Origin of the sequence: Mesorhizobium sp. LNJC391B00 (genome assembly GCF_000502535.1) — a bacterium.
Taxonomy (GTDB): domain Bacteria; phylum Pseudomonadota; class Alphaproteobacteria; order Rhizobiales; family Rhizobiaceae; genus Mesorhizobium.
This window is the reverse complement of the sequence record NZ_AYWI01000002.1, coordinates 1-20,968: the sequence shown is the minus strand read 5'-3', so window position 1 is coordinate 20,968 and position 20,968 is coordinate 1. Positions and strand designations below refer to the sequence as shown.

The 20,968-nt window shown below is 58.9% G+C and carries 16 protein-coding genes and 7 pseudogenes; 15 read left to right on the top strand and 8 right to left on the bottom strand.

Features of this window, described 5'->3' with window-relative positions; translation table 11 throughout:
• From X750_RS01000000162645 to X750_RS1000000166710, 13 genes and pseudogenes are all read left to right on the top strand, one after another.
• A complete protein-coding gene (locus X750_RS01000000162645; protein ID WP_023746731.1) occupies window positions 1–519 on the top strand; it encodes a TRAP transporter small permease subunit in 519 nt (172 codons plus the stop codon).
• On the top strand, window positions 516–1,802 hold the full coding sequence (locus tag X750_RS159730; RefSeq protein ID WP_023746730.1) for a TRAP transporter large permease: 1,287 nt from the start codon (window positions 516–518) through the stop codon (window positions 1,800–1,802). Before X750_RS01000000162645 ends, X750_RS159730 begins: the two co-directional genes overlap by 4 nt.
• Window positions 1,803–1,805: 3 nt before the next feature.
• Window positions 1,806–2,423: an aminotransferase class III-fold pyridoxal phosphate-dependent enzyme gene (locus tag X750_RS1000000166730; protein WP_245271805.1), complete on the top strand. Its 618-nt coding sequence runs from the start codon at window positions 1,806–1,808 to the stop codon at window positions 2,421–2,423.
• Window positions 2,329–3,114 carry an aminotransferase class III-fold pyridoxal phosphate-dependent enzyme gene (locus X750_RS1000000166725; RefSeq protein ID WP_245271804.1) on the top strand — a complete coding sequence of 262 codons (786 nt, stop codon included), beginning with the start codon at window positions 2,329–2,331 and terminating at the stop codon, window positions 3,112–3,114. Before X750_RS1000000166730 ends, X750_RS1000000166725 begins: the two co-directional genes overlap by 95 nt.
• A gap of 76 nt (window positions 3,115–3,190) precedes the next feature.
• On the top strand, window positions 3,191–3,355 hold the full coding sequence (locus X750_RS1000000166305) for a hypothetical protein (protein WP_198020963.1): 165 nt from the start codon (window positions 3,191–3,193) through the stop codon (window positions 3,353–3,355).
• Window positions 3,348–4,418 (top strand): hydroxymethylglutaryl-CoA lyase, encoded by a 1,071-nt coding sequence (locus X750_RS159735; RefSeq protein ID WP_023746728.1) that lies wholly within the window; start codon window positions 3,348–3,350, stop codon window positions 4,416–4,418. The genes X750_RS1000000166305 and X750_RS159735 overlap by 8 nt, the downstream gene beginning before the upstream one ends.
• A 212-nt stretch (window positions 4,419–4,630) precedes the next feature.
• A pseudogene (locus X750_RS1000000166720) lies at window positions 4,631–4,937 on the top strand (integrase core domain-containing protein); the annotation flags it as partial.
• Between the two features lie 343 nt (window positions 4,938–5,280).
• Window positions 5,281–6,528: a methylaspartate ammonia-lyase gene (locus X750_RS159740; protein WP_023746727.1), complete on the top strand. Its 1,248-nt coding sequence runs from the start codon at window positions 5,281–5,283 to the stop codon at window positions 6,526–6,528.
• A gap of 19 nt (window positions 6,529–6,547) precedes the next feature.
• On the top strand, window positions 6,548–7,699 hold the full coding sequence (locus X750_RS159745) for a CaiB/BaiF CoA-transferase family protein (RefSeq protein WP_023746726.1): 1,152 nt from the start codon (window positions 6,548–6,550) through the stop codon (window positions 7,697–7,699).
• A gap of 330 nt (window positions 7,700–8,029) precedes the next feature.
• Window positions 8,030–8,734, top strand: a complete 705-nt coding sequence (locus X750_RS01000000162635; protein WP_245271803.1) for an aldolase/citrate lyase family protein — start codon at window positions 8,030–8,032, stop codon at window positions 8,732–8,734.
• A 127-nt stretch (window positions 8,735–8,861) separates the two neighbouring features.
• Window positions 8,862–9,327: pseudogene (locus X750_RS1000000165635) on the top strand (LysR family transcriptional regulator); the annotation flags it as partial.
• Between the two features lie 388 nt (window positions 9,328–9,715).
• The gene (locus X750_RS1000000166715) at window positions 9,716–10,219 is read left to right on the top strand and encodes a hypothetical protein (protein WP_245271819.1); all 504 of its coding nucleotides are present in this window, start codon (window positions 9,716–9,718) and stop codon (window positions 10,217–10,219) included.
• A complete protein-coding gene (locus tag X750_RS1000000166710; protein WP_245271811.1) occupies window positions 10,138–10,875 on the top strand; it encodes a tyrosine-type recombinase/integrase in 738 nt (245 codons plus the stop codon). Before X750_RS1000000166715 ends, X750_RS1000000166710 begins: the two co-directional genes overlap by 82 nt.
• 31 nt (window positions 10,876–10,906) lie before the next feature.
• Here the strand turns inward: X750_RS1000000166710 and X750_RS1000000166705 are convergent.
• From X750_RS1000000166705 to X750_RS1000000166700, 3 genes and pseudogenes are all read right to left on the bottom strand, one after another.
• Window positions 10,907–11,379, bottom strand: a pseudogene (locus X750_RS1000000166705) (transposase).
• 64 nt (window positions 11,380–11,443) lie between these two features.
• The gene (locus tag X750_RS159750; protein ID WP_023746720.1) at window positions 11,444–12,670 is read right to left on the bottom strand and encodes an acetyl-CoA carboxylase biotin carboxylase subunit family protein; all 1,227 of its coding nucleotides are present in this window, start codon (window positions 12,668–12,670) and stop codon (window positions 11,444–11,446) included.
• A gap of 330 nt (window positions 12,671–13,000) precedes the next feature.
• A pseudogene (locus X750_RS1000000166700) lies at window positions 13,001–13,244 on the bottom strand (integrase); the annotation flags it as partial.
• A 44-nt stretch (window positions 13,245–13,288) separates the two neighbouring features.
• Between X750_RS1000000166700 and X750_RS1000000165630 the strand changes: the two are divergent.
• Window positions 13,289–13,426: pseudogene (locus X750_RS1000000165630) on the top strand (transposase); the annotation flags it as partial.
• Between the two features lie 4 nt (window positions 13,427–13,430).
• Window positions 13,431–13,853, top strand: a pseudogene (locus X750_RS159755) (transposase); the annotation flags it as partial.
• Between the two features lie 27 nt (window positions 13,854–13,880).
• Here X750_RS159755 and X750_RS159760 read toward each other — a convergent pair.
• The 5 genes and pseudogenes from X750_RS159760 to X750_RS01000000162620 all read right to left on the bottom strand — a co-directional run bounded on the left by X750_RS159760 (window position 13,881) and on the right by X750_RS01000000162620 (window position 20,650).
• Window positions 13,881–15,287, bottom strand: coding sequence for an aminotransferase (locus X750_RS159760; RefSeq protein ID WP_023746717.1), 1,407 nt, complete (start codon window positions 15,285–15,287; stop codon window positions 13,881–13,883).
• A 164-nt stretch (window positions 15,288–15,451) separates the two neighbouring features.
• On the bottom strand, window positions 15,452–15,949 hold the full coding sequence (locus tag X750_RS159765; protein WP_023746716.1) for an Lrp/AsnC family transcriptional regulator: 498 nt from the start codon (window positions 15,947–15,949) through the stop codon (window positions 15,452–15,454).
• 516 nt (window positions 15,950–16,465) lie between these two features.
• Window positions 16,466–18,010 carry a fumarate hydratase gene (locus tag X750_RS159770; RefSeq protein ID WP_023746715.1) on the bottom strand — a complete coding sequence of 515 codons (1,545 nt, stop codon included), beginning with the start codon at window positions 18,008–18,010 and terminating at the stop codon, window positions 16,466–16,468.
• A gap of 6 nt (window positions 18,011–18,016) precedes the next feature.
• Window positions 18,017–19,450, bottom strand: a complete 1,434-nt coding sequence (locus X750_RS159775; RefSeq protein ID WP_023746714.1) for an NAD-dependent succinate-semialdehyde dehydrogenase — start codon at window positions 19,448–19,450, stop codon at window positions 18,017–18,019.
• Between the two features lie 199 nt (window positions 19,451–19,649).
• Window positions 19,650–20,650 (bottom strand): annotated as a pseudogene (locus X750_RS01000000162620) (LysR family transcriptional regulator).
• Between the last annotated feature and the right edge of the window lie 318 nt (window positions 20,651–20,968).

Genomic DNA, 20,968 nt, shown 5'->3' with positions numbered 1-20,968 from the left:
ATGGAGTCCGATACCTTGAATCCCCCTCCGGCTGGGCGGGGGTGGCTGGTGCTCGCATTCGAGTTCGTCGGCGTGGCTGCGTTCGTCGTCATGTTCGGCTCGACCCTGCTCAGCGTCATCGCGCGCTATTTTGAATTTGGAGGCGTCGAATGGTCCTTCGAGATCGCTGGCATTGCATTCATCTGGATCACCTTCATCGGAGTAATCAATGCCGAGCTGCGGGGTGAGAACGTCGCATTCGAAGCGCTGAACCACAGCGCTCCTGCTCGTCTGAGGGGGGTCTTCGACATCCTCGGTACGATCGCGCTGCTGGCAATCGGTATTGCCTTCATGGTTAGTGGCTGGGCGGTCTGGCAACGGTCATGGGCGGTGCCGACTTCCGTGCTGCGGATGCCCACCGGCGTGATCACTATCACCGTCCTTATCCTGGGCGTATCCGCGATTTGCATCGCTGCCTCGCGTGTTCCGCGGGTTCTGGGCTTGCAGTTCTCGGCGGCCGGGAAAGGCGAAGCGCAATGACGGTCGCGATCCTCATCTTAAGCTTTTCGTTCCTGCTCCTAATCGGTGTCCCGATCGCCTGGTGCATGGGCATAGCCAGCCTCCTGACAATCTATTTCGGCAACCTTGGTTTGCCGTTCGAGTGGTTCGGCCAGCAAACCATCCGAGGTGCGGATGCCATTACGCTCGCCGCGATTCCGCTGTTTCTCTTTGCTGGCGAGTTGATGAACCGGGGTGGGTTGACTGCGCGGATCATGCGGATGGCGGAGCATATTTTCGGGCGCATCAGGGGAGGTCTCGGGTTGGTAAACGTCGCCACCGCCCTGGTCTATGGCGGTATAAGTGGGTCGGCCACCGCCGATACGGGCGCGGTCGGCGCAATCATGATCCCGGCAATGGCGGAGCGTGGCTATCCCAAAGCGTTCGCGGCGGCTGTGACCGCGGCGTCCGGCACGCTGGGCATCATTGGGCCGCAGAGCGTCATCCTTATCCTGTATGGCGTTCTGACGGGCACGTCGGTCGGCGGCCTGCTTGTCGCAGCGCTAGTTCCCGGCGCCTTTATCGCGGCGACTTTCATGGTGACTTCCTACATCGTCGCGCGACGCAACAATTTCCCGCGTAGCGATACACCCGCGTCCTGGGGAGAGATCGGCCGTGACGCCATTGGTGCATTGCCGGCACTGTTGATGCCGGTGCTCGTGTTGGGGTCCATAATTGGCGGCATTGCCACGGCCACGGAGGCGTCTGCACTTGCAGTCGTCTACTCGTTCTTCGTCGGTATCCTGGTCTACCGGGAACTTCCGATCCGTTCGCTCTACTCCGCTGCGGCCGGCGCCGTGGCAACGACGGGCGTGATCATGATGATCATGGCTCTCGCCACACCATTCGGCTGGACTTTGACCGTGGAGCAAGTGCCGGCCAACGCCGCAGCGTGGATTACCGGACTGCACACGTCGCCATTGATCACCATAATCCTGGTTTTGGGATTGCTGAAGGTCGTAGGCTTTTGGCTGGATCTCGGCCCCGCGCTGATCATCCTCGCGCCTATCCTCGTGCCAATCGCGCTCGCGGCGGGGCTCACGCCCTACCAGACCGGCATCGTGTTCACCATGACGCTGGGCATCGGTCTGTTCACGCCGCCGATCGGCACAAATATCTTCGTCGTGTGCAAGGTCGCGAAAATCGACATGTGGTCGGTTTCGGTCTGGCTGGTGCCGTATTGGATCGCGAGCATTGTCTGTGTTGCGGTGCTGGTCGCGTTTCCTTCGCTCACCGAATGGCTTCCGCGCCTGTTTGGAGTTTAGGTCATGCAGCACCTGGTTGGCGGTATCTCAAGCGCGGGGCGAGTGGTACCCGATGTGAACGGGCGGCGTTTCCTCGTGTCAAAGGCAGAGGGTCCTTATGTCTGGGACGACCAGGGCCGGCGTTATGTCGACACCGCTTTGGGATTCGGAGCGACATTTCTGGGGCATGGCGATCAGCAGGTTTCGCAAGCGATCCACGAAGCGATCGATAGGGGCTCCATGCCGGCCTACGCCCATGCTCTCGAGGAGGAGGCAGCGGCCAGTCTGGCGTCCCATACCCGCAATCTCACCAAGGTGGTGTTCTTGAACTCGGGCAGTGAGGCCGTGCACCTCGCCTGCCGTGCCGCAAAAGCGATCACGGGGCGCCGCAAGATCGTCAAGATGGCGGCAGGCTATGATGGCTGGTTCGACGATGTAGCGTTCGGCAATGCCGGATCGCGCGAGGCGGCGATGGCGTCGAACGAAAGGCCGTCGAAGGGCGATACGTTGCTCCTGCGCTTCANATGCCGGATCGCGCGAGGCGGCGATGGCGTCGAACGAAAGGCCGTCGAAGGGCGATACGTTGCTCCTGCGCTTCAACGACAAGGAAGATGCCGATCTCCTCTTCATGGAATGTACTGACATAGCCGCGATCGTTCTCGAACCCATGATGGCGAACGCGGGGTGTATCCTCGCGGAAGCAGGCTACCTTCAATACGCAACTGCTGTCGCCAGACAGCATGGGGCTCTGGTCATCATGGACGAGGTTCTGATGGGGTTTCGGCTCCATCCGGGATTGGCAAGCCACTTGCTTGGTGTCGAACCCGATATGGCTACCGTTGGAAAGGCAATCGGAAACGGGGTCGCCGTCGCGGCGTTACTTTTTTCGCCAGAGATCGCGGCTGCTTTCGACGAGCAGCGGGTCAACAGAGCCGGAACCTATAACGGCAATCCGCTAGCCTGCGCTGCGGTAAAAGCCACTATGAGCGTCGTCGACACCGTGGACTATCCGTCCGTTCTGCAGGCCGGCAATCAATTGAGGGAGAGTGTCGTGAGCGCCTTCGCCGCTGAGGGCATATCCATCTGCACAAGCGGCTACGGGACGGTCTTTACAGTCTGGCGCGGAGACAAAGAGCCGACAAATTATCGCGAGGCCATGTCGATTTCGGACCCCGACTTCACATTGAACCTCCACCTGGAACTCAGGCGCAATGGCGTGATGTCAATGCACAGCCCCTATGGCCGCCATTATGTATCCGCGAGGCATGACCAACATGCCTTGGCACTATGGGCCGAGGCATTCGCGTGCACAGCCAAACAGTTCACTGCATAACAAGGTAGCTAAGGCATTTCCAAATACCTGCATAGATTTGAAAAAACAGGCAGCGAAAATCGGAAGGTTTGGCAAAATGAAAACTTCGATAGCCACCGATCTAAGTAAAAAACTCAATGTCGAGACCGGCTTCAACGGATCGCAGATATTTGAGAAAGACTTTCCGACTTCCGGCGAGAGCCTGCGGCAGGTGGGCAAGATGGTTCGCGACCAGGGACTTACGGGGCTCTCTGATGTTTGATTTTTCCGGTGATATCCTGATCGAGGACGAATTCCTCCGAGACGGCTTGCAGAACGAGGCGCGGATGTTCTCGCTCGACGAAAAGCTGCGCTTTGTCGAGGCGCTGGAGTCGGCAGGGGTCCGGCGCATCCAGGTCGGCTCGTTTGTGCATCCGAAATGGGTGCCGCAGATGGCAGATACCGATGCGCTTTGCGAACGGATCAGCCGGAAGGCAGGCGTGACCTATACGGCCCTTGTGTTGAACAAAGCAGGACTCGAACGTGCGCTTGGTGTGGGGCTGACGCATCTGTCGATCTCGATTTCTGCCTCCGAGACGCATTCGCAGAAGAATACAAATCGCAGCGTAGACGAGGGCCGCGCGGCCATCGCACCAGTTATTGCAACGGCGCTGTCCGAAGGGGTGACGGTTCGGGCGGGGATCCAGTCGGCGCTTGGCTGCGGCTTCGAGGGATTGGTCGATCCAGCGCGGGTTATCGACATCGCGCGGGATTTCGCCCTATTGGGCGTACACGAGATCAACATCGCAGATACGGCGGGGTTGGCCAATCCGCGCCAGGTCTTCACGCTTTGTCGCCGCCTGAGCGACGACATCGGTCCCGAGGTCGCGCTTTCCTTGCATCTGCACGACACACGGNATTTCGCCCTATTGGGCGTACACGAGATCAACATCGCAGATACGGCGGGGGTGGCCAATCCGCGCCAGGTCTTCACGCTTTGTCGCCGCCTGAGCGACGACATCGGTCCCGAGGTCGCGCTTTCCTTGCATCTGCACGACACACGGGGCCTAGGGCTGGCCAATATGCTGGCAGGCATTGAGGCCGGGGTTCGGGTCTTCGACGCCGCGCTTGGCGGCCTTGGTGGATGCCCCTTCGTACCCAAGGCCACAGGCAATATCGCGACCGAGGACGTGGCCTTCGCCTGCGAGGAGATGGGTCTTTCGACCGGCATTGACTGGGACGCTCTGCGCGCCCCTGTTGCCAAGGCCGAGGAACTGCTGGGTCGGACCCTTCCCGCGCGCCTAAGTCACTTGCCTGCGCCACCTGATACGGCAAAGGAAGACTGAGCTTGGCACACGCCTATTCCCTTTCCTACCTGACGGTCCCCGGCGTTACCCCCCCGGAACAGACCTATATCGCCGGCCGCTGGAAAGGACCATGAGCCCGGCGATGGCAACGCGAGATCCGGATTGACAAATACCCGCAATTAAACGGCCGTTTGACACGCCATACTCATCGCAACCTCCAACTTGAGGGCGTTGCGACGACCATTGAATCCGCCCAACATACGAGCGAGCAGTTCCAGCGATCGGTGGCCGACCACGGCATCATTTGTTCAATGAGCCGGTCGGGCAACGTCTGGGACAACGCTGCGATGGAGAGCTTCTTCTCGTCGCTCAAGACCGAGCGGACAGCCTGCGAGGTCTACAGGACGAGAGATGACGTCGATGTGTTCCGATTGCATCGAGCGCTTCTATAACCCTCGGCGAAGGCACTCGACGCTAGGCTATCTGAGCCTCGTCGAGTTCGAGGAACAAGCTATGCTGGGGCTGTTCCGGCTTCAGGCGGGTCCCGAGTACTATTGAGACAAATTGGACGGTTGGTCTTCCGTTTCGAGTCCACTATTGTGCCATATGTCGCCATTCATCACGGTTATGCACGGTTCGTCGGCAGGTTCCGAAGCACTTGACCGATATGAAGGTTCGCGACCACGTACGCCATGATCAGGTCGTAGAGCTTTAATTCGCTGGCCGTTCGCCGAAGAGCGGTGTTGCGGATTTCCTTGCGCGGGCGCGAGCTATCTGAAAACTCGATGGCACCGCCCGGAACTTTATATTGGCGAACTCAATGCCAAATGACGCATAATTGCGCGGGTAGTGGGTGGGTCTGATCCGGCCTCAAATGCGTTGGAACAAAGAGCGAAACGAAGTGCAGATCAAAGATGTCTTGCTCGCGCCTGGCAACGGCGCATTTTTCTACGACGATCAGGAAGCCATTAGGTCGGGCGCAACCCAGGACGGCTTCATCTATGTCGGCGGACCGAAAACGCGTGGGTTCAAATCCATTCGTGTTCCAGCATCTTCGCTCAGCGTCGGGCTCGTCCTTACCGACGGGGCCGTAGTTTGGGGCGACATGATGAACGTCCAGTACTCTGGAGCCGGTGGACGCGATCCTCTGTTCGACACCGATCAAATCTCAGATTTAACGTCCCGCGTTGTCGCACCGCGGCTTCTTGATGTGGATGCCTCTTGGTTTCGTAATTCTTGCGCAAAAGTTTTTGAAACTGTCGAAAATCGGCGATTACCTCTGGCTGTTGAGTATGGCGTCAGCCAAGCTCTTCTTCGTGCAGCGGCCCATCTTGAGCGCAAGACGATGGCGGAGATCATATGCGCGGAGTTTCGTCTGCAGCTGCCGACGTGCCGCGTCCCAATTTATTGCCAGAGCGGTGACGGTCGCGAAATCAACGTCGACAAAATGATTCTAAAGGTGGTGGATGTGCTTCCCCACGGCCTTATCAACTCACGCCAAAAATTCGGCACAGACGGCCAGACGTTCGTGGAGTTCGTGAAGTGGGTTGCAGCGCGCACGCGCGAAATCGGCCGCCCGGGGTATCATCCGGTGCTGCATTTCGACGTCTACGGCTGGATCGGCCTGGAGATCGGTCTGGAGCCGCAACGGATCGCCGACTTTATCTGCAGGGTTGCCGATACCGTTCCGGGTTTTACGCTCAACATCGAGTGCCCGGCGGACTTCGGTTCCACACAGGCCCAAATTGAGAACTACGCCAAGATCGTATCGATTTTGGACAACCGGGGTTCCAGCGCGCGTATTGTCGTGGATGAGAGATGCAATACTCTCGAGGATATTCGGCTCTTTGCAGAAGCGAAGGCCGCGCATCTCGTTCAAATCAAAACCCCCGACGTAGGCTCAATAGCCGATACCGCGCGCGCAGTTCTCATCTGCAAGGAGAATAGGGTGGGGGCGTATGTCGGGGGAAGCTGTACCGAGACAGATCTCTCCGCCCAGGCTTCAGTCCACATTTCGGTAGCGACCCAGGCCGACATGATGCTCGCAAAACCAGGAATGGGTGTCGACGAGGCATTTTCCATCGTTGGGAACGAGCAGAACCGTTTGCTTGCGATCCTGAACCGTCGAGCAACTGAAAATGTTGGGTGAAAAGCGCGGTGTGTGACCAATGCAGAACAGCCTTGAGGGGATCACAGTTGTTGCGGTGGAGCAGGCTGTGGCCGCGCCTTATGCGTCATCTCGCCTTGCGGATGCCGGCGCCCGGGTAATCAAGATCGAACGGCCGGAAGGTGACTTTGCCCGAAGCTATGACAAGTTGGTTCGGGGGCAGAGCGCTTACTTCGTCTGGCTCAACCGGGGCAAGGAGTCGGTGTGTCTAGACCTGAGGTTGGAGGCGGACCGCGAGGTCCTCGACGCGCTCATTGCCGATGCTGACGTCCTCATCCAGAATTTGAAGCCGGGCAGTATCGAAAAACTGGGTTTCGGGTCTGCTGATATGCGTTGCCGGCATCCGCGGCTGATCGCCTGCGACATCTCGGGTTTCGGGGACAAAGGGCCATATTCCCATTTGAAGGCTTATGATCTGATCGTCCAGGCCGAAGCAGGTCTATGCGCAATCACCGGCAACCAACAAGGGCCCGCGCGTGTAGGGGTCTCGGTGTGTGACATCTCGGCGGGCATGACAGCGCATAGCGCCATTCTTCAGGCCCTCTATCACCGCGAAGTCACCGGCGAAGGCACCAGCATCCAGGTGTCACTGTTCGATTCCATCGCCGACTGGATGAATGTTCCGGTTCTACAAAGTGACTACAGCGGCTATCACACCGTACGCGCCGGCGTGAAACACCCGTCGCTGGTACCCTATGGCGCCTATCGTTGCTCTGACGGCAAAGAGCTCATCTTTTCGGTTCAAAATGACCGCGAATGGGTAAACTTCTGCGAGAAATTCCTGAAGCAGCCGGAGCTTACACGCGCACCTCGTTTTGCCGATAATATGGAGCGCCTAAGTCACCGCGCGCAACTTGATGAGGTCATTGAGAGGCGCTTTTGTGAACTGTCCTGCCATGAAGCGATGCGAGAGCTTGAGGCGGCCGGCTTGGCATATGGCCGACTGAACGAAGTGGTGGATGTTTCAAACCATCCACACATTCGCAGGGTTGAGGTTAGAACACCCGAAGGAACCGTCGAGACGATTGCGCCGGCGGCAATTTTCAACTCCGAGCGCCCCTCGCTGCGCCCAGTTCCGGCTCTTGGCGCTCATACCGAGATTGTTCGCGAGGAAGTTCAGGCGCGTTTGCGCGCGCGAGCCGCGTCAGCGTGAGCGCGCATCTCGGTGCGGTGAGCGCGCAAGTGATCTCTAAGGGCAGATGTCCCGCGCATCATCTCAGCACGCCGGCCGCCCTAGAAAGCTCACTGCCGCCGCCCTCCCTAAAACCGACTGCCGAGGCGACTCCATGATCAGGGACACCCTTCCAGCCGTTGAGAACGCGATGGCTTTACCCCGCTGGAGATCCCTGCTTTTCGTTCCCACTCACGTTCCGCGCTTTGTGGAGGCTGCCCATGAGCGCGGGGCAGATGGCGTTATACTCGACTTGGAGGACTCCGTTCCGCAAGATCAGAAAGGCGAGCACGGCGGCAGCTTCCCGAATCCGTGGCAAAGGTGGGCCGCAAGGGCGCTTCGGTTTTGGTCCGGGTCAATCGTGGTTTGCATGCGTTAGCGGCCGATCTTGATGCAGCCGTTGTGGCGGGTGTTGACGCACTTGTTCTTTCCAAGACGGACTCGGCAGAGTGGGTATCCGAGATCGCCAATGCGGTTTCGGAATTTGAACGAGAACGAAATCTTGCGCTGGGACGCATCCGGTTCCTTGCCCAGATCGAGACGCCGGGCGCCTTGCAAAAGCTCGCGGCTATTGCGTCGGCGCATCCAAGAATGGTCGCAATGGCGCTCGGTCCTGAGGACTTCAGTGCCGCTGTTGGCGGCGCTCCGGAATTCGACCTTCTCTTGACGCCGAACCTTTCTGTTCTTTTTGCCGCCCGGGCGGCCGGGTTGCTCCCGCTAGGCTTTATAGGAAGCATCGGCGAGTTCTCCGACACTGACAAACTTCGTGAAGCCGCGGCGCATGCGCGGCGGCTTGGCTTTGCCGGAGCTTTGGCGATCCATCCGGCACAGGTGGCCATATTCAATGAGGCTTTCTCGCCAAGCGCACAGGAACTCGAGTGGGCCCGTCGCGTCGTCGCGGCGGAAAACGATGCCGCCACGCGTGGACTGTCTGCATTCTCGTTGAATGGTAAGATGATTGATCCGCCTGTGGTGCGGCGCGCTCACGAGATTCTGGCTCTCGCCAGCAGTAACTGACCTGCCTTTAATCAGTGGCCGGACAGGCACTGGGTTCCGAAACATGGCCCGACGGTTTGTCTTGCCTGCCATCTCGTTTCGAGATAAACGCAAAGGGACTGGGGAGTTGCCTCAGTTGGGTTAAGCCGTGGATATCAGGCAGTTAAAATACTTTGTCGGCGTAGTGGAAGCCGGCAGTTTCACGAAGGCGGCTTCGCTCCTGCATGTCGCTCAGAGCGCCCTTAGCCTCCATGTGCGTCAACTGGAGGAGGGCTTCGGCACTCAGCTGCTGGTACGCGACAGGACCGGCATCAGTGTGACGGCCTCCGGAAGCATGAGCGGGCGCGCTCGATTCTGAGGGAAATTCAGCTCACTGAGGCGGAACTGACCAACTCGGTGGCTGCTCCTTCTGGAGAGGTGACCATCGGCATTCCGTCCGGGGCCGCGCGTGTCCTTAGCGCTCCGCTGCTTGAATCGGTAAGAGACGAGCTGCCAAGGATCTCCCTTAAGATGATACGGGACCGCTGGAGGAGTGGAGGGCTGCCGGCCGCTTCAATCTGGCTGTCCTCTACCGCACTGCCGAGAGCGCGGGTTGGATGACGGTGCTGGTGCGGATTCCGACGTGAAGCCGGCCGCCATTCCGATCAAACACCGGCCACCATTGTCGATCGCAAGACCGGGAGATCCGCGAGGCGGAGATCTTCGTGGCGGTGCTGGGTTCGTCCAACTACACCTTTGCCGAGGCCACCTGGACGCAAACGCTCCCCGACTGGATTGGCTCCCATGTCCGGATGTTTCGTTTTTTCACCGCGTTCCCAGACTCGTCCATCCCCGATTACGTGCCCGGGCACGTAATCGGGGTTTTGTTCCCAGCCCGGTTATGTGGCCTACCGTCGGTAAGGTACTGACGTTAGACATTCCTGTGGGCTAAAGACGGCACATCTCTTTGCGGCAGCAACAGAAGCGCATCCTCCGGTTCCCTACTTTGGAATGGAGGTTGCCATGTTGGAACGCTTTTTCGTCAAGCCGCAGACTGTCGATGGGATAATGGGTTGGTGGCTCGGGTCGCAGATTGATCAATATGTCGCCGCGGTTTGTGAGCGGGTTTACGCGGTTCGCAGCATCTACCGGCGGGTTCCGATCCTGACGAAGCTTGCAGCGTTCACCGCGGCCCGCAATGTTGATCAGATCGAACAACCCGAGGCGCTCATCGAGCCATTCATCGACGATTGGCTGTCACTCATCGCGCCGATCGATCCGCTGATGCGTGTCGACGCGATCGCAACTTCGTCGGGGGCACTGTGCGGCATTTCTTCAGCCAGGTCGTCTCGAAGTCGGATAACACCAGCCGTAGAACAGCTTGGCCGATCCCTTTCGCTACCCAGGTGCCGGGATTCTTTGATTACCTTCACGAAGAGCGGGGCCTGCGCCCGACCTCCATCCATCACTACCGGCACTATCTGCGCGGTATCGAGCGATATCTCAGGGATGTTGGATGCGAGGTGACCACGCTTTCGTTGCCTGTGGTGACGGGGTTCGTCACGACGCAGGCTCAGCACTTCGGGCCCAGATCAATGATCGGTCTTGCAAGCACATCGCGGGTTTTTCTCCGATATGTGCATCGAGAAGGTCTTCTCCAACGCGACATCAGCAAGCTGGTCGAGGTGCCCCAGCATTATAGGTTGGCCGACATTCCCCGATCGATCGGTTGGGATTCCGTCCAGAAGATGCTCGACCAGGTCAATCGCCGCACCGTCGTTGGGCGACGGGATTACGCCATGCTGTTGCTGATGATCACATATGGCCTTCGCCCGCGAGGTCGCGATTTGACGCTCGACGACCTCGACTGGAAGCGTGACCGCCTGCATGTGCGCGAGCGCAAGGCCGAGCATAGCACGACCTATCCGCTGGCGCCCGTCGTCGGCGAGGCGATCGTGGATTATCTCAAGAACGGCCGACCCGAGGTGGCAAGCCGGCTGCTCTTCTGGCGACACCTGGCACCACGATCGCCGCTGACGCAGCCGGCAGTGTCGGCCACGGCCACCAGATATCTGCATAGAGCAGACATTCCCGTATCCCGCCCTGGTTCCCATACGCTCCGACATGCGTGCGTTCAGCGGCTGGTCGATAGTGGCTTTCCGCTCAAGACCATCGGCGATTAGTCGGACATCGCGCAGCTTCGTCGACGATGATCTACGCCAAGGTCCAGGTGGACGGCTTGCGTGAAATCGCTCTTGGCGACGGGGAGGATCTGCAATGAGCCCCCGTCTTCCCGAGCCTACAAGTCCGATCGCGCCGCATATCATGGCCTTCGTCTGTCACAAGCGCGCCCTCAACCGGCGCTACGACGTCGAGAATGAGGCATTGCGGATGTTCGACGGCTATCTGAACGCGCATGCGCATGGCCTTGACCAGGTCGTCGACCGAGCGGGTCGAGATCCCCTGGACGTAGGCCTCCTGGACGACGGTGGTCAGCGCCTTCTCGGCCATGCGGCGCGGTCTAGGAAACCGGGGAAATAGGAGCCCTTCCTGAGCTTGGGGATGCGCAGCTCGAGGGTGCCGGCGCGCGTCTCCCAGTCTCGCTCGCGATAGCCGTTGCGCTGGGCCGTGCGCAACGGGTTCTTCTCGCCATAGGGGACGCTGGCGGCGCCAACCTCCAGCTCCATCAGCCGCTCGGCGGCAAACCGCCGAGCTACACCACCTGTAGGGACGCGACCGGGCACAGACTTGTTACTGTTCGCCGCGGGTCGGAAATGGTGTGATCGACCAATCGACGAAGTCGACGGCACGCTGAAGTGTGGCCTTGGCCTGAGCAAGGTTGGATGAAGCGGCGATGACATATCCGATCCAGTCTCGGTGATCGCCCTTCCTGACGATCGGCGTCTTGGGTTCAACATCTAATTTGACTTCGACGACACCTGGTATCGCAGCTGCCCGACTGACGCCATCGATCCAATCGAGGATGCCATCGCGATCAGGAACTAGGATTCGCGCAGCCGCGCTCTGCGAATGCTTTTTGCGCAAATCCCATTCCTCGCCTATAACAAGCTTTATGTGCTCGGTAACGAGATCGATACCGTAAGCCAGCTGAACCAGTTGAGGACCGGGCACGCCACCAAGACGCGGATTGACTTCGATAACGACTGGGCCAAGCTTCGTCCACCGGAATTCAATGCAGGTTGGACCCCACTCAAGGCCGAGAGCCCGCAAACAGCTCTGCGAAATATCGGAAATACGCTGATGCTCATCATCGGTCAGCAGGGCGGGGAGGGTGATTTCACGAAAGACGAAATGCGGCGGGGGCCCGAAGTCACCGGTGCCAATCCCAATGACCTCATCTCCCATTATGTCGGCGTAATAGTAAGGGCCTTGTGCGAATTCTTCGACGAGTATCCTCGGCGAAGACCGCCATACGTGCTTCCCGCCCAACAAATAGGCCGTATGTTCGGCTAATTCATCGACATTGCGGCACAATCGGACACCGATGCTGCCGCCGCCTACGGCCGGCTTAACAATCACCGGCAGGCCGATTTCCGCAGCAGCGCTTTCCACGTCCGCCGCATTCGCTGCCAAGCGATAAGCAGGTAATGGATTGCCGGCCTCCCCGAGGAGCTGACGTTGAACGAATTTGTCGCAGCATCGTTCAATCGATGTGGGATTCGGCCCGGGTAGATCGAAATGCCGGCAGAGCTTGCCAGCTGTCGCATAGAATGATTCTCTGGCGGACGTAATGCCAGCAATGTCATAGGTGGCACTTAGCCGCGAACATTCGCGGATCAGTGCATCGAAATTGCCTGTGTCGACACGGATTGCCTCAATGCTTTCCGGCGCAAGGTAGTCGTACCGAGTTGGATCAGCCGACAGGACAATTGGGCGAAGGCCAAGATGCTGGGCCACTTGGACGTACCGCAGCATAGTACTCAAGCCTTCAACCAGGATAAGAGCTCTTCTCGCCATTGCTGTTACTCCAACATTGCTTGTGCGGTGGTCTGAGCGCAAATCGCAATCAGCTTTATCCGCGCTTGACGTCAGACATTGAGGTGAGGATACCATTGTCAACGACTCGCAGCCGCAAATATTCTGCAAAGATATATGGAGAATTTGTTGCAATGGCTGAAAGTGCATGCAAGGAGGATCGGCCGGCTTCGGGTACACCGGCAATGGCTAACCGCTCGGCAAGCGAGCGATTCGAGCCCGAGGATCAACCGCTCTTACCACCTCTGTCGAGAGGATGGGCTGCCCGTCGCAAGCGCAGAGTCCGGAGGCGCGCGGTCGGCAGACGCGCCTCGATTTTCGACACTTCAGGCTCGGCACCGCTTCAAGAAACCGGACAACCTCGTCGGCATTCAGCACCACCGGCAGAGTGTGTTGCGAGGGCGCATAGACAATCCGTTCCGGGATCTCGGCATGGCCCAGCGTCACGCCGTAGAAGAACCGCAGTGCACACACCGGCTGGTTCAAGGCCGGCCATGAGACCCCGGTCGAGACTAGATGCACCTGAAAAGCGGATGTCCTCAACGCTAAGTCGGTTCCGGAGAGCGGCCGAAATGGCGGGAAACTTCGCCACCGCGTCTCGACGACTGTCTGCAGGAATTGCGCTGGCTCTACGACCGGCGCGATCTCGCAGAGGCCAAGGCTGATCTTGCCGCATGGCTTGCCAAATGGTCGGCCCGCTATCCGCGCCTGACAGGCTGGGCCGAGGATGCCATCGAACNACCGGCGCGATCTCGCAGAGGCCAGGGCTGATCTTGCCGCATGGCTTGCCAAATGGTCGGCCCGCTATCCGCGCCTGACAGGCTGGGCCGAGGATGCCATCGAACGAACCCTGACCTCCTTCAGGCTGCCGAGACAGCACCACAAGCATCTCAAATCCACCAACATGCTGGAGCGGCTCAACGAGGAAATCCGCCGGCGCACCTATGTCGTGCGCATCTTCCCCAACACCGAAAGCTGCCTGCGCCTGGTCAGGGCCTTGGCCGTCGAGACCAATGAAAACTGGATGGAGGCCAACCGCTACATCAACATGGACGACCTGCGCGAGCACAAGAAGCTCGCTCTAATGGCGGCCGGCTTTACGTCGGAATCCGGATCGCCTGGTTCATGTGTCGCCTTGCCCGGGTATTCAAGTGGATCTGAATAGGTTTGTATTTACCGACCTCCGTGAGGGTCAAATTGTGCCCTCAGCCTTCAGCGTCCGATAGGTCATATCGACCGATCTCGCAGTCGCATCGACGATGATGTCGATCTCTTTTCTGGTAATGATCAGTGGTGGGGCATAACCGAGAATATCGCCATGCGGCATAGCCCGGCTGATGACACCATTCTCAAACAGAGCAGCGGCGGCGCGCACGCCGACCTGAAGTCCGGGTTCAAATGGTACCCGCCTTTTAGGATCCCGCATCAGTTCCACGGCGGATAGTATGCCTACGCCGCGAACCTCGCCAACAATGGGATGACCCCCCAGCTCGGCTTTCATTCGGGCATGCCAGTACGGTCCGACATCCCGAACATGTTCCAAGATGCTTCTTTCCTTTAGCAATTTAATGTTGGCAAGCGCTGCCGCCGCGCAAAGCGTGTGACCGGAATATGTCCAGCCGTGGCCGAGTGGACCGTGCTTCTCCGTTCCTTGTTCCAAGACCGACCAGACACGGTTGCCGATAATTGACCCTGAGATGGGCAGGTAGGCTGAACTCAAGCCCTTGGCGATGGTCACCAGATCCGGACGCATGCCATAGAGGTGGGAACCGAATTTCTCACCGGTGCGAGCGAAGCCGCAGACCACTTCATCGGCGATCAGAAGGATATCGTACTTGTCGAGCACGCCTTGAATTGCTGTCCAGTATCCCTTTGGGGGCGGAACGATGCCCCCGGTCCCAAGTACCGGCTCTCCGATGAAAGCTGCAACCGTCTCTGGCTTCTCAGCAAGAACAATGGCTTCAAGTTCGGCGGCGCAGCGCTTGGAGAAGGCTTCTTCTGTTTCCCCCTCATGTGCCTGGCGGTAATGGTGCGGCGTCGTCGTATGGCGCACCAAATCCAGAGGCAGATCGAAGAACTCGTGAAAGAAGGGAAGGCCTGTCAGGCTACCAGTGACCAGCCCGGAGCCGTGATATCCGCGATGCCGCGAAATGATCTTCTTCTTTTCAGGGCGGCCGAGGATGTTGTTGTAGTACCAGACCAGCTTGATGTTGGTTTCGTTGGCGTCGGAACCGGAAAGGCCGAAATAGACCCTTCGCATGTTCTGCCCGAAATATTCGACGACCGCCTCCGCCAAGAGGGCAACCGGCGCCGTGCCCTGGCTGGCATAGACATGCGCGAACGGCAGTTCATGTGCTTGCCGGGCAATGGCGTCGGCTATCTCGGTGCAACCATATCCCATATTGACGCAGTAGAGCCCTCCGAAACCGTCAAGGCTCTTTCGTCCGTCCGTATCCCAGATGTACACGCCTTCTCCGCCTGCCATGATCCGATTTGGCGTCTCGCCGCGGCTGTGCTTGGCTAAGTGCGTAGACGGATGAAAGACGAAGTTCCGATCCTTCTCCCGGAGTTGCTCGGTTCCCAGATTGCTCAAGCTCATCGTTCCTCTCCTTGCGATCCTTCGGCTGAGAACACTCGGCCAGCCGCCACGTTAGCCATTAGCATACCGGCAAACACCTCTCGAGTTTCGCTGGAATCCACGTCTTTAGCCGCGGAATTCGCGGAATCGGCCCCGATTGCCGTGGAAACCAAGGCTTCGGGGATTTACCGTTGCCTTAAAGCGGACAAGTGGATTGGTGAGTTGGATTTCACTGGTTTCGTCACGACAAGGCTGTAGTATTGGTCGATACCCAAGTCTGCCTGCAGCAATCCCTCCATGAAATCCTGATACGCAGCCATGGAAGGAGATGAAACGCGCATCAGATAGTCTATCCGCCCCCCGATAGCCCAGCAGTCGAGGATTTCCGGAAGCTCTTGGACCGCAGTCTCGAAGTGTCGTTGATCCTCGAGACGATGGCGATCCAGAACCACCTCCACCATTATAGAGATGATGCCCCCGATGAGGGCTGGACTGAGCCGCGCGTAGAACCCCTCAATGATCCCTGCGGCTTGGAGCCCACGGAGCCGCTCCGAACAGGCCGACGCCGAAAGGTGAACACGCTTTGCGAGCTCGCTTTTCGAAATCCGACCGTCTGACTGAATCTCTGAGAGAATCCGGACGTCCCAAGCGTCTAGTCGCAGAGGGTCGGGTTTCGACTTCATGACCTTTGCTCTCAAGCCGTGGTCGACAGCGCAATTAGTGCCGACCAATTCTATCATTGATTGAACCGACCGAATGTAGTGGACGCCACCCATTCTCGGCCGGCAATGCGCCAGAGTGGGGTTGTCAAAAGTCAGGTGAGAGTGTTCGAACCATGGAAAGGCTTAGAATCAGTGGGCTATCGCCCCCGCCCCCTAACGGGGCGATGACCCACTGGAGAGGGTATAGTCGCATTTCGGCAGAGACCTCGTCGAAATTGACAGCGCATTTTTTGAATCTCCGCTACTTTACCTGATTGGCACCCTCGACAGTTCCCGAGCATCGATCGCGTGGGCGGCATGGTCGATGCAGTGTTTACATCGGCGCATTTGGCTTCGAGATGAATTGAAGGCCATTCTTCTTTGGCTCGCCGAGGAGCCTGGGCACCGCAAATCCCTCTCGTGTTGCCGCTAGGCCCCGAGTCCGGCCCGGCCCGATGTCGCGACATTGAGCCTGGCCGGATCGCCCAGCCGGAAGACTCAAACACCGATGCTGCGTGCGATGCTGTCGGCCGCCATGCGCTTACGCCACTCAAGGGGCCCGGAATTATGAATGGAGTTTCCCTCCACATCGACAGCCATGATGACCGGCATGTCCTGCACCTCGAATTCATAGATGGCTTCCATACCCAGGTCTTCAAAGGCAACGATCCGCGCTGCCCTGATCGACTTTGAAATCAGGTACGCAGCGCCGCCCACTGCGACGAGATAGGGAGTTTTGTATCTGACAATCGACTCGATGGCGGCCGGCCCTCTCTCCGCTTTGCCGACCATCGCATATAGCCCGGTCTCCACGAGTATCTTTTCAGTAAAACCGTCCATGCGGCTGGAGGTTGTCGGACCAGCCGGCCCGACGACCTCATCCCTCACCGCGCGGACTGGTCCGACGTAGTAGATCACGCGTCCGCGCAGATCGACCGGGAGCGGCTTGCCGGCATCGATCAGGTCGACGATGCGCTCGTGGGCGGCGTCACGGCCGGTCAGCATCTTTCCGGACAAAAGAAGGGTTTCCCCGCAGCGCCACGATGCCGTCTCTTCCTTCGTGAGCGCATTGAGATCGACCCGACGGACGCCGGTCGTGTGCAAGTCCTCATGACCGATCTGGGGCCATTCGGAAAGGTCGGGCGGTTGGAGCTGTACCGGTCCTGTGCCGTCCAAGATAAACTTCAAATGCCGATTGGCGGCGCATTGCGGGATTAGCGCCACAGGCTTGGACGCCACATGGGTTGGATAGCTAGCAACTTTGACGTCAACGACTGTCGTCAGGCCGCCTAGTCCCTGAGCGCCGATGCCCAGCGCATTGATTCGTTCATAAAGCTCAACCCGCAGTGCCTCCTCCGCACTTGACGGCCCCCTGGCGATCAGTTCCGACATATCGATGGGCTCGTTCATGGCCTCCTTCGCCAGCAGCATCGCCTTTTCAGCGCTGCCACCGATACCGACCGAAATCAGGCCGGGCGGGCACCACCCGCTGCCAAGGGTTGAAACGGTTTCAACGACCCAGTCGGCAACGGACGCGCTGGGGTTCAGGGTGGTGAAACGCGCCTTGTTTTCCGACCCGCCGCCTTTTGCGGCGATGGTAATCTCAATCTGGTTGCCGAGCACGAGGTCGACGTGGACGATCGCCGGCGTGTTGTCGCGGGTGTTGACCCGCCCGGCGAGCGGATCAGCAACGATCGATGCCCGAAGGGGGTTGTCCGGGTCGAGATATGCCCGACGGACGCCCTCATTCACGAGGTCAGCGAAACTGGCCGTTGATTTGATGCGGGCGTCCATGCCGACCTTTGCGAAGACCACCACGACGCCGGTGTCCTGGCAGATCGGGCGCCGCCCGAAGGCCGCCATGCGAGAGTTCAGCAGAATCTGCCCGATGGCGTTCTTCGCCGCCGGGCTCTGTTCGCGCGCGTAGGCCTGCGAAAGGTACCGGATATAGTCGGGCGGATGGTAGTATGAGATGTACTGAAGGACGTCGGCGACGCTCCTTGTGATATCCTTGCTGGCAATGGTCCGAGTTTTTTTATTCACGAAATCTCATCCGAACGACGCGAACCCGTTGACCAGTTTCAGGTTCTGGAAGCTCCGAAAACCTTGGTCGCCGCCTTCGTATCCATAGCCGCTCTGTTTGACGCCCCCATATGGCGCATCTGGGGAAACGCCTTTTAGGTAATTTACACTGAGAGCGCCTGCCGAAAGACCGCCGATCAGCGCCCGTTTCGCATCGGCTGCACCGGTGAAGAAGTAGGCGGCCAAGCCATACTCGGTGGCATTGGCTTCTTCGATCCCCTCCTCGATCGTGTCGAACGGCGCCACGGTGAGGATTGGCCCGAACGGCTCGTCATGAAGCACTTTCGCATGCTTTGGCACCCCTGTCAGGATGGTTGGTGGCCAGTAAAAACCGGGCTGGTCGAGGCGGGTGCCCCCGGTTTCGATGCGGGCGCCGCGATCGACCGCATCCTTGACCAGACGCTGCATGGCCTCGATTCGCCGCGCGTTTGCCATTGGGCCCATCTCCGTCGCCGGGTCGTCCGGTGGGCCGATCTTGATCTTGCGGGCGGCTTGCGTCATCCGGGACAGAAATTCCTCGTAGAGGTTGCGCGCGACGAGGATCCTGCTGGGCGCATTGCAGCTTTGACCCGCGCATTCGAATTTGTATTCCGTGATTGCCGGTATAGCTTTTGCCAGGTCGGCATCCTCGCAAACAACGACCGGGGAGTGCCCACCGAGTTCAAGAATGCACCGCTGCAAGTTATTCGCGGCGAGCTTTGCGAGCTGTTTTCCAACCTCGGTAGAGCCCGTAAATGTCAAGACCCTGACAATCGGCGAGCTGAGGAGATACCGGGAAATTTGCACCGGAACGCCAAAGACGAGATTGACCACGCCGTCCGGAATACCCGCTTGTTGCAAGGCTTCGACGAAATGGACAGCCGCGCTTGGTGTCTCTTCAGCCGCTTTGAGGATCACGGGGCAGCCTGCCGCCAAAGCGGGGGCGAGCTTGCGGGCGATGAGAACGGCGGGATAGTTCCAAGGCGTAAAGGCAGCAACGACGCCAAGTGGCTCGGGGACGATCATCCTGTTCGGGCCTATCGGAATAGGGGCCGACAACTGTTCGGCGTGCGTTCCGTTCCACTCCAGCGTTTCGACAGCGCGCGCGTACTCGCCTGTTGCTTCGGCAATCGTCTTTCCCTGTTCGGCTGACAGGTCCCTGGCTGCCGCTTCAACCTTCGCTGCCAGAATCCTGGCGGCTGCTACAAGAAACTTGCCACGATCTTTTGCAGGCCGTGAGGACCAGGACTTGCGGCTGCGCTCTGCCGAAGCGAGGGCCTCATCCAGATCCGGTATCGTCGCCGAGGCCACCGAGGCAAATACCATCTCCGTCGCCGGATTGATTACCGGCAGAGTGGCTCCGCTACCACCGGCTCGCCATCTGCCGTTGATGAACAGCTGATAGGTCGTGGTGTTGGACATCGCATGCTCCGCTTTCGTGAATTTGCCAAGTACCGGAACGGCCGATATCCCAACCGTGTCTTGCTCCATTGCAATTTCATCGCGATAGTTGCATGCGGTCAAATATCGAATGTCGCCCAAAACCATCTCGAATCCAGATTGACACCACTCAAGCAACCGTGAAGAGCATGGCGCTAGGAGAATTTGGCTTGGGGATTACCTAAGTCCGGTCTGGAATTGTGGCTGACCAGTGCCTGCTCTCGATCAAGGTCTTTACGACCTTGGGGATCAGCTTACGGACCGCAGAGACGGCTGGAGAGCGCTCATCTTTCGGGTTGACGGCAAGCACCACGGAACGGGTAATCACCGGATCAATGATCTTAACCGTCCGGACTTGGCCTTGAGAGGCCTCCCTCTGAATGGCCGAGGGGGCAAGGATAGAATAGGCTTTTCCTTCCATGACCATGTTGATGATCGTAGAAAGGGAGTCGACTTCGAATCTGACGTCCAGCACACACCCGTGCTGCGCAACGACATCAGCCACCGAACGCCTGACATTGTTGTTGCGCATCGGAACCGCCAGCGGAAACGCATGCAGGTCGGCGAGCGGTATCGAATCTTCGAAAGGCGGTTCACCCCGCGGCACCACCAGACAAAGTTCTTCCCGTGCCAGCACCGTCATTCGCCCTACACTCTCGGCAGTTCGGTAAAGGACAGCCAGATTGAAGCGGCCAGCAGCCATCCACTCCTCGAGCGGTCCCGTCATGCCCTCGATCATCTTAAGTGAGATTCTCGGCAATTCGCCTCTTACCGATTCAAGCAGCGGACCGCTAAGGACGCGAGCGGCGCCGGACGGAATGCCGATGGTCACCTCTCCGGAGGGAGCTGCCACCGAGTTGGTCAGTTCGGCCTCTGTGAGCTGNCGGACGGAATGCCGATGGTCACCTCTCCGGAGGGAGCTGCCACCGAGTTGGTCAGTTCGGCCTCTGTGAGCTGAATTTCCTTCAGGATGGTCCGCGCGCGCTCAAGCAGCTTGTCTCCGGACGCCGTGACGCTGACACCGGTCCTGTCGCGAACCAGCAATTGGGTGCCGAACCCTTCCTCCAGCTGACGCACATGCAGGCTTAGAGCGCTTTGAGCAACGTTGAGGCTCGCAGCTGCCTTCGTGAAACTCCCGGCTTCGACGACGCCGACAAAGTATCTTAACTGCCTGATGTCCACGATGAACAAATCCAACCGGGGCATGATCCCCAGGTGCCTTCATATCTATCTCGAAACAAGATGGCAGGCAAGGAGCAAAGCTCGGCCAAGGCTCAAAACCGGCGCCTGTCCGGCCGTGGATTAACGGCAGGTCAGTCACAGAGCGAGAGCCAGGATCTCATGAGCGCGCCGCACCGCAGGCGGATCAACCATCCTATCATTCAACGAGAATGCAGACAGTCCGCGGGTGGCAGCATCTTTCTCCGCTGCGCCGAGCGCTGCCATGTAGAGTGCGCGACGTACGCGTGATCGACCACCCTGGATCTGGCTCCTGCGATT

Excerpts from the sequence above, each read along its gene's own strand:
- X750_RS01000000162645 (WP_023746731.1), top strand. The coding sequence starts at position 1 with ATGGAGTCCGATACCTTGAATCCCCCTCCGGCTGGGCGGGGGTGGCTG.
- X750_RS159730 (WP_023746730.1), top strand. The coding sequence starts at position 516 with ATGACGGTCGCGATCCTCATCTTAAGCTTTTCGTTCCTGCTCCTAATC.
- X750_RS1000000166725 (WP_245271804.1), top strand. The coding sequence starts at position 2,329 with ATGGCGTCGAACGAAAGGCCGTCGAAGGGCGATACGTTGCTCCTGCGC.
- X750_RS1000000166305 (WP_198020963.1), top strand. The coding sequence starts at position 3,191 with ATGAAAACTTCGATAGCCACCGATCTAAGTAAAAAACTCAATGTCGAG.
- X750_RS159745 (WP_023746726.1), top strand. The coding sequence starts at position 6,548 with ATGCAGAACAGCCTTGAGGGGATCACAGTTGTTGCGGTGGAGCAGGCT.
- X750_RS1000000166715 (WP_245271819.1), top strand. The coding sequence starts at position 9,716 with ATGTTGGAACGCTTTTTCGTCAAGCCGCAGACTGTCGATGGGATAATG.
- X750_RS159750 (WP_023746720.1), bottom strand. The coding sequence starts at position 12,670 with ATGGCGAGAAGAGCTCTTATCCTGGTTGAAGGCTTGAGTACTATGCTG.
- X750_RS159760 (WP_023746717.1), bottom strand. The coding sequence starts at position 15,287 with ATGAGCTTGAGCAATCTGGGAACCGAGCAACTCCGGGAGAAGGATCGG.
- X750_RS159765 (WP_023746716.1), bottom strand. The coding sequence starts at position 15,949 with ATGAAGTCGAAACCCGACCCTCTGCGACTAGACGCTTGGGACGTCCGG.
- X750_RS159775 (WP_023746714.1), bottom strand. The coding sequence starts at position 19,450 with ATGTCCAACACCACGACCTATCAGCTGTTCATCAACGGCAGATGGCGA.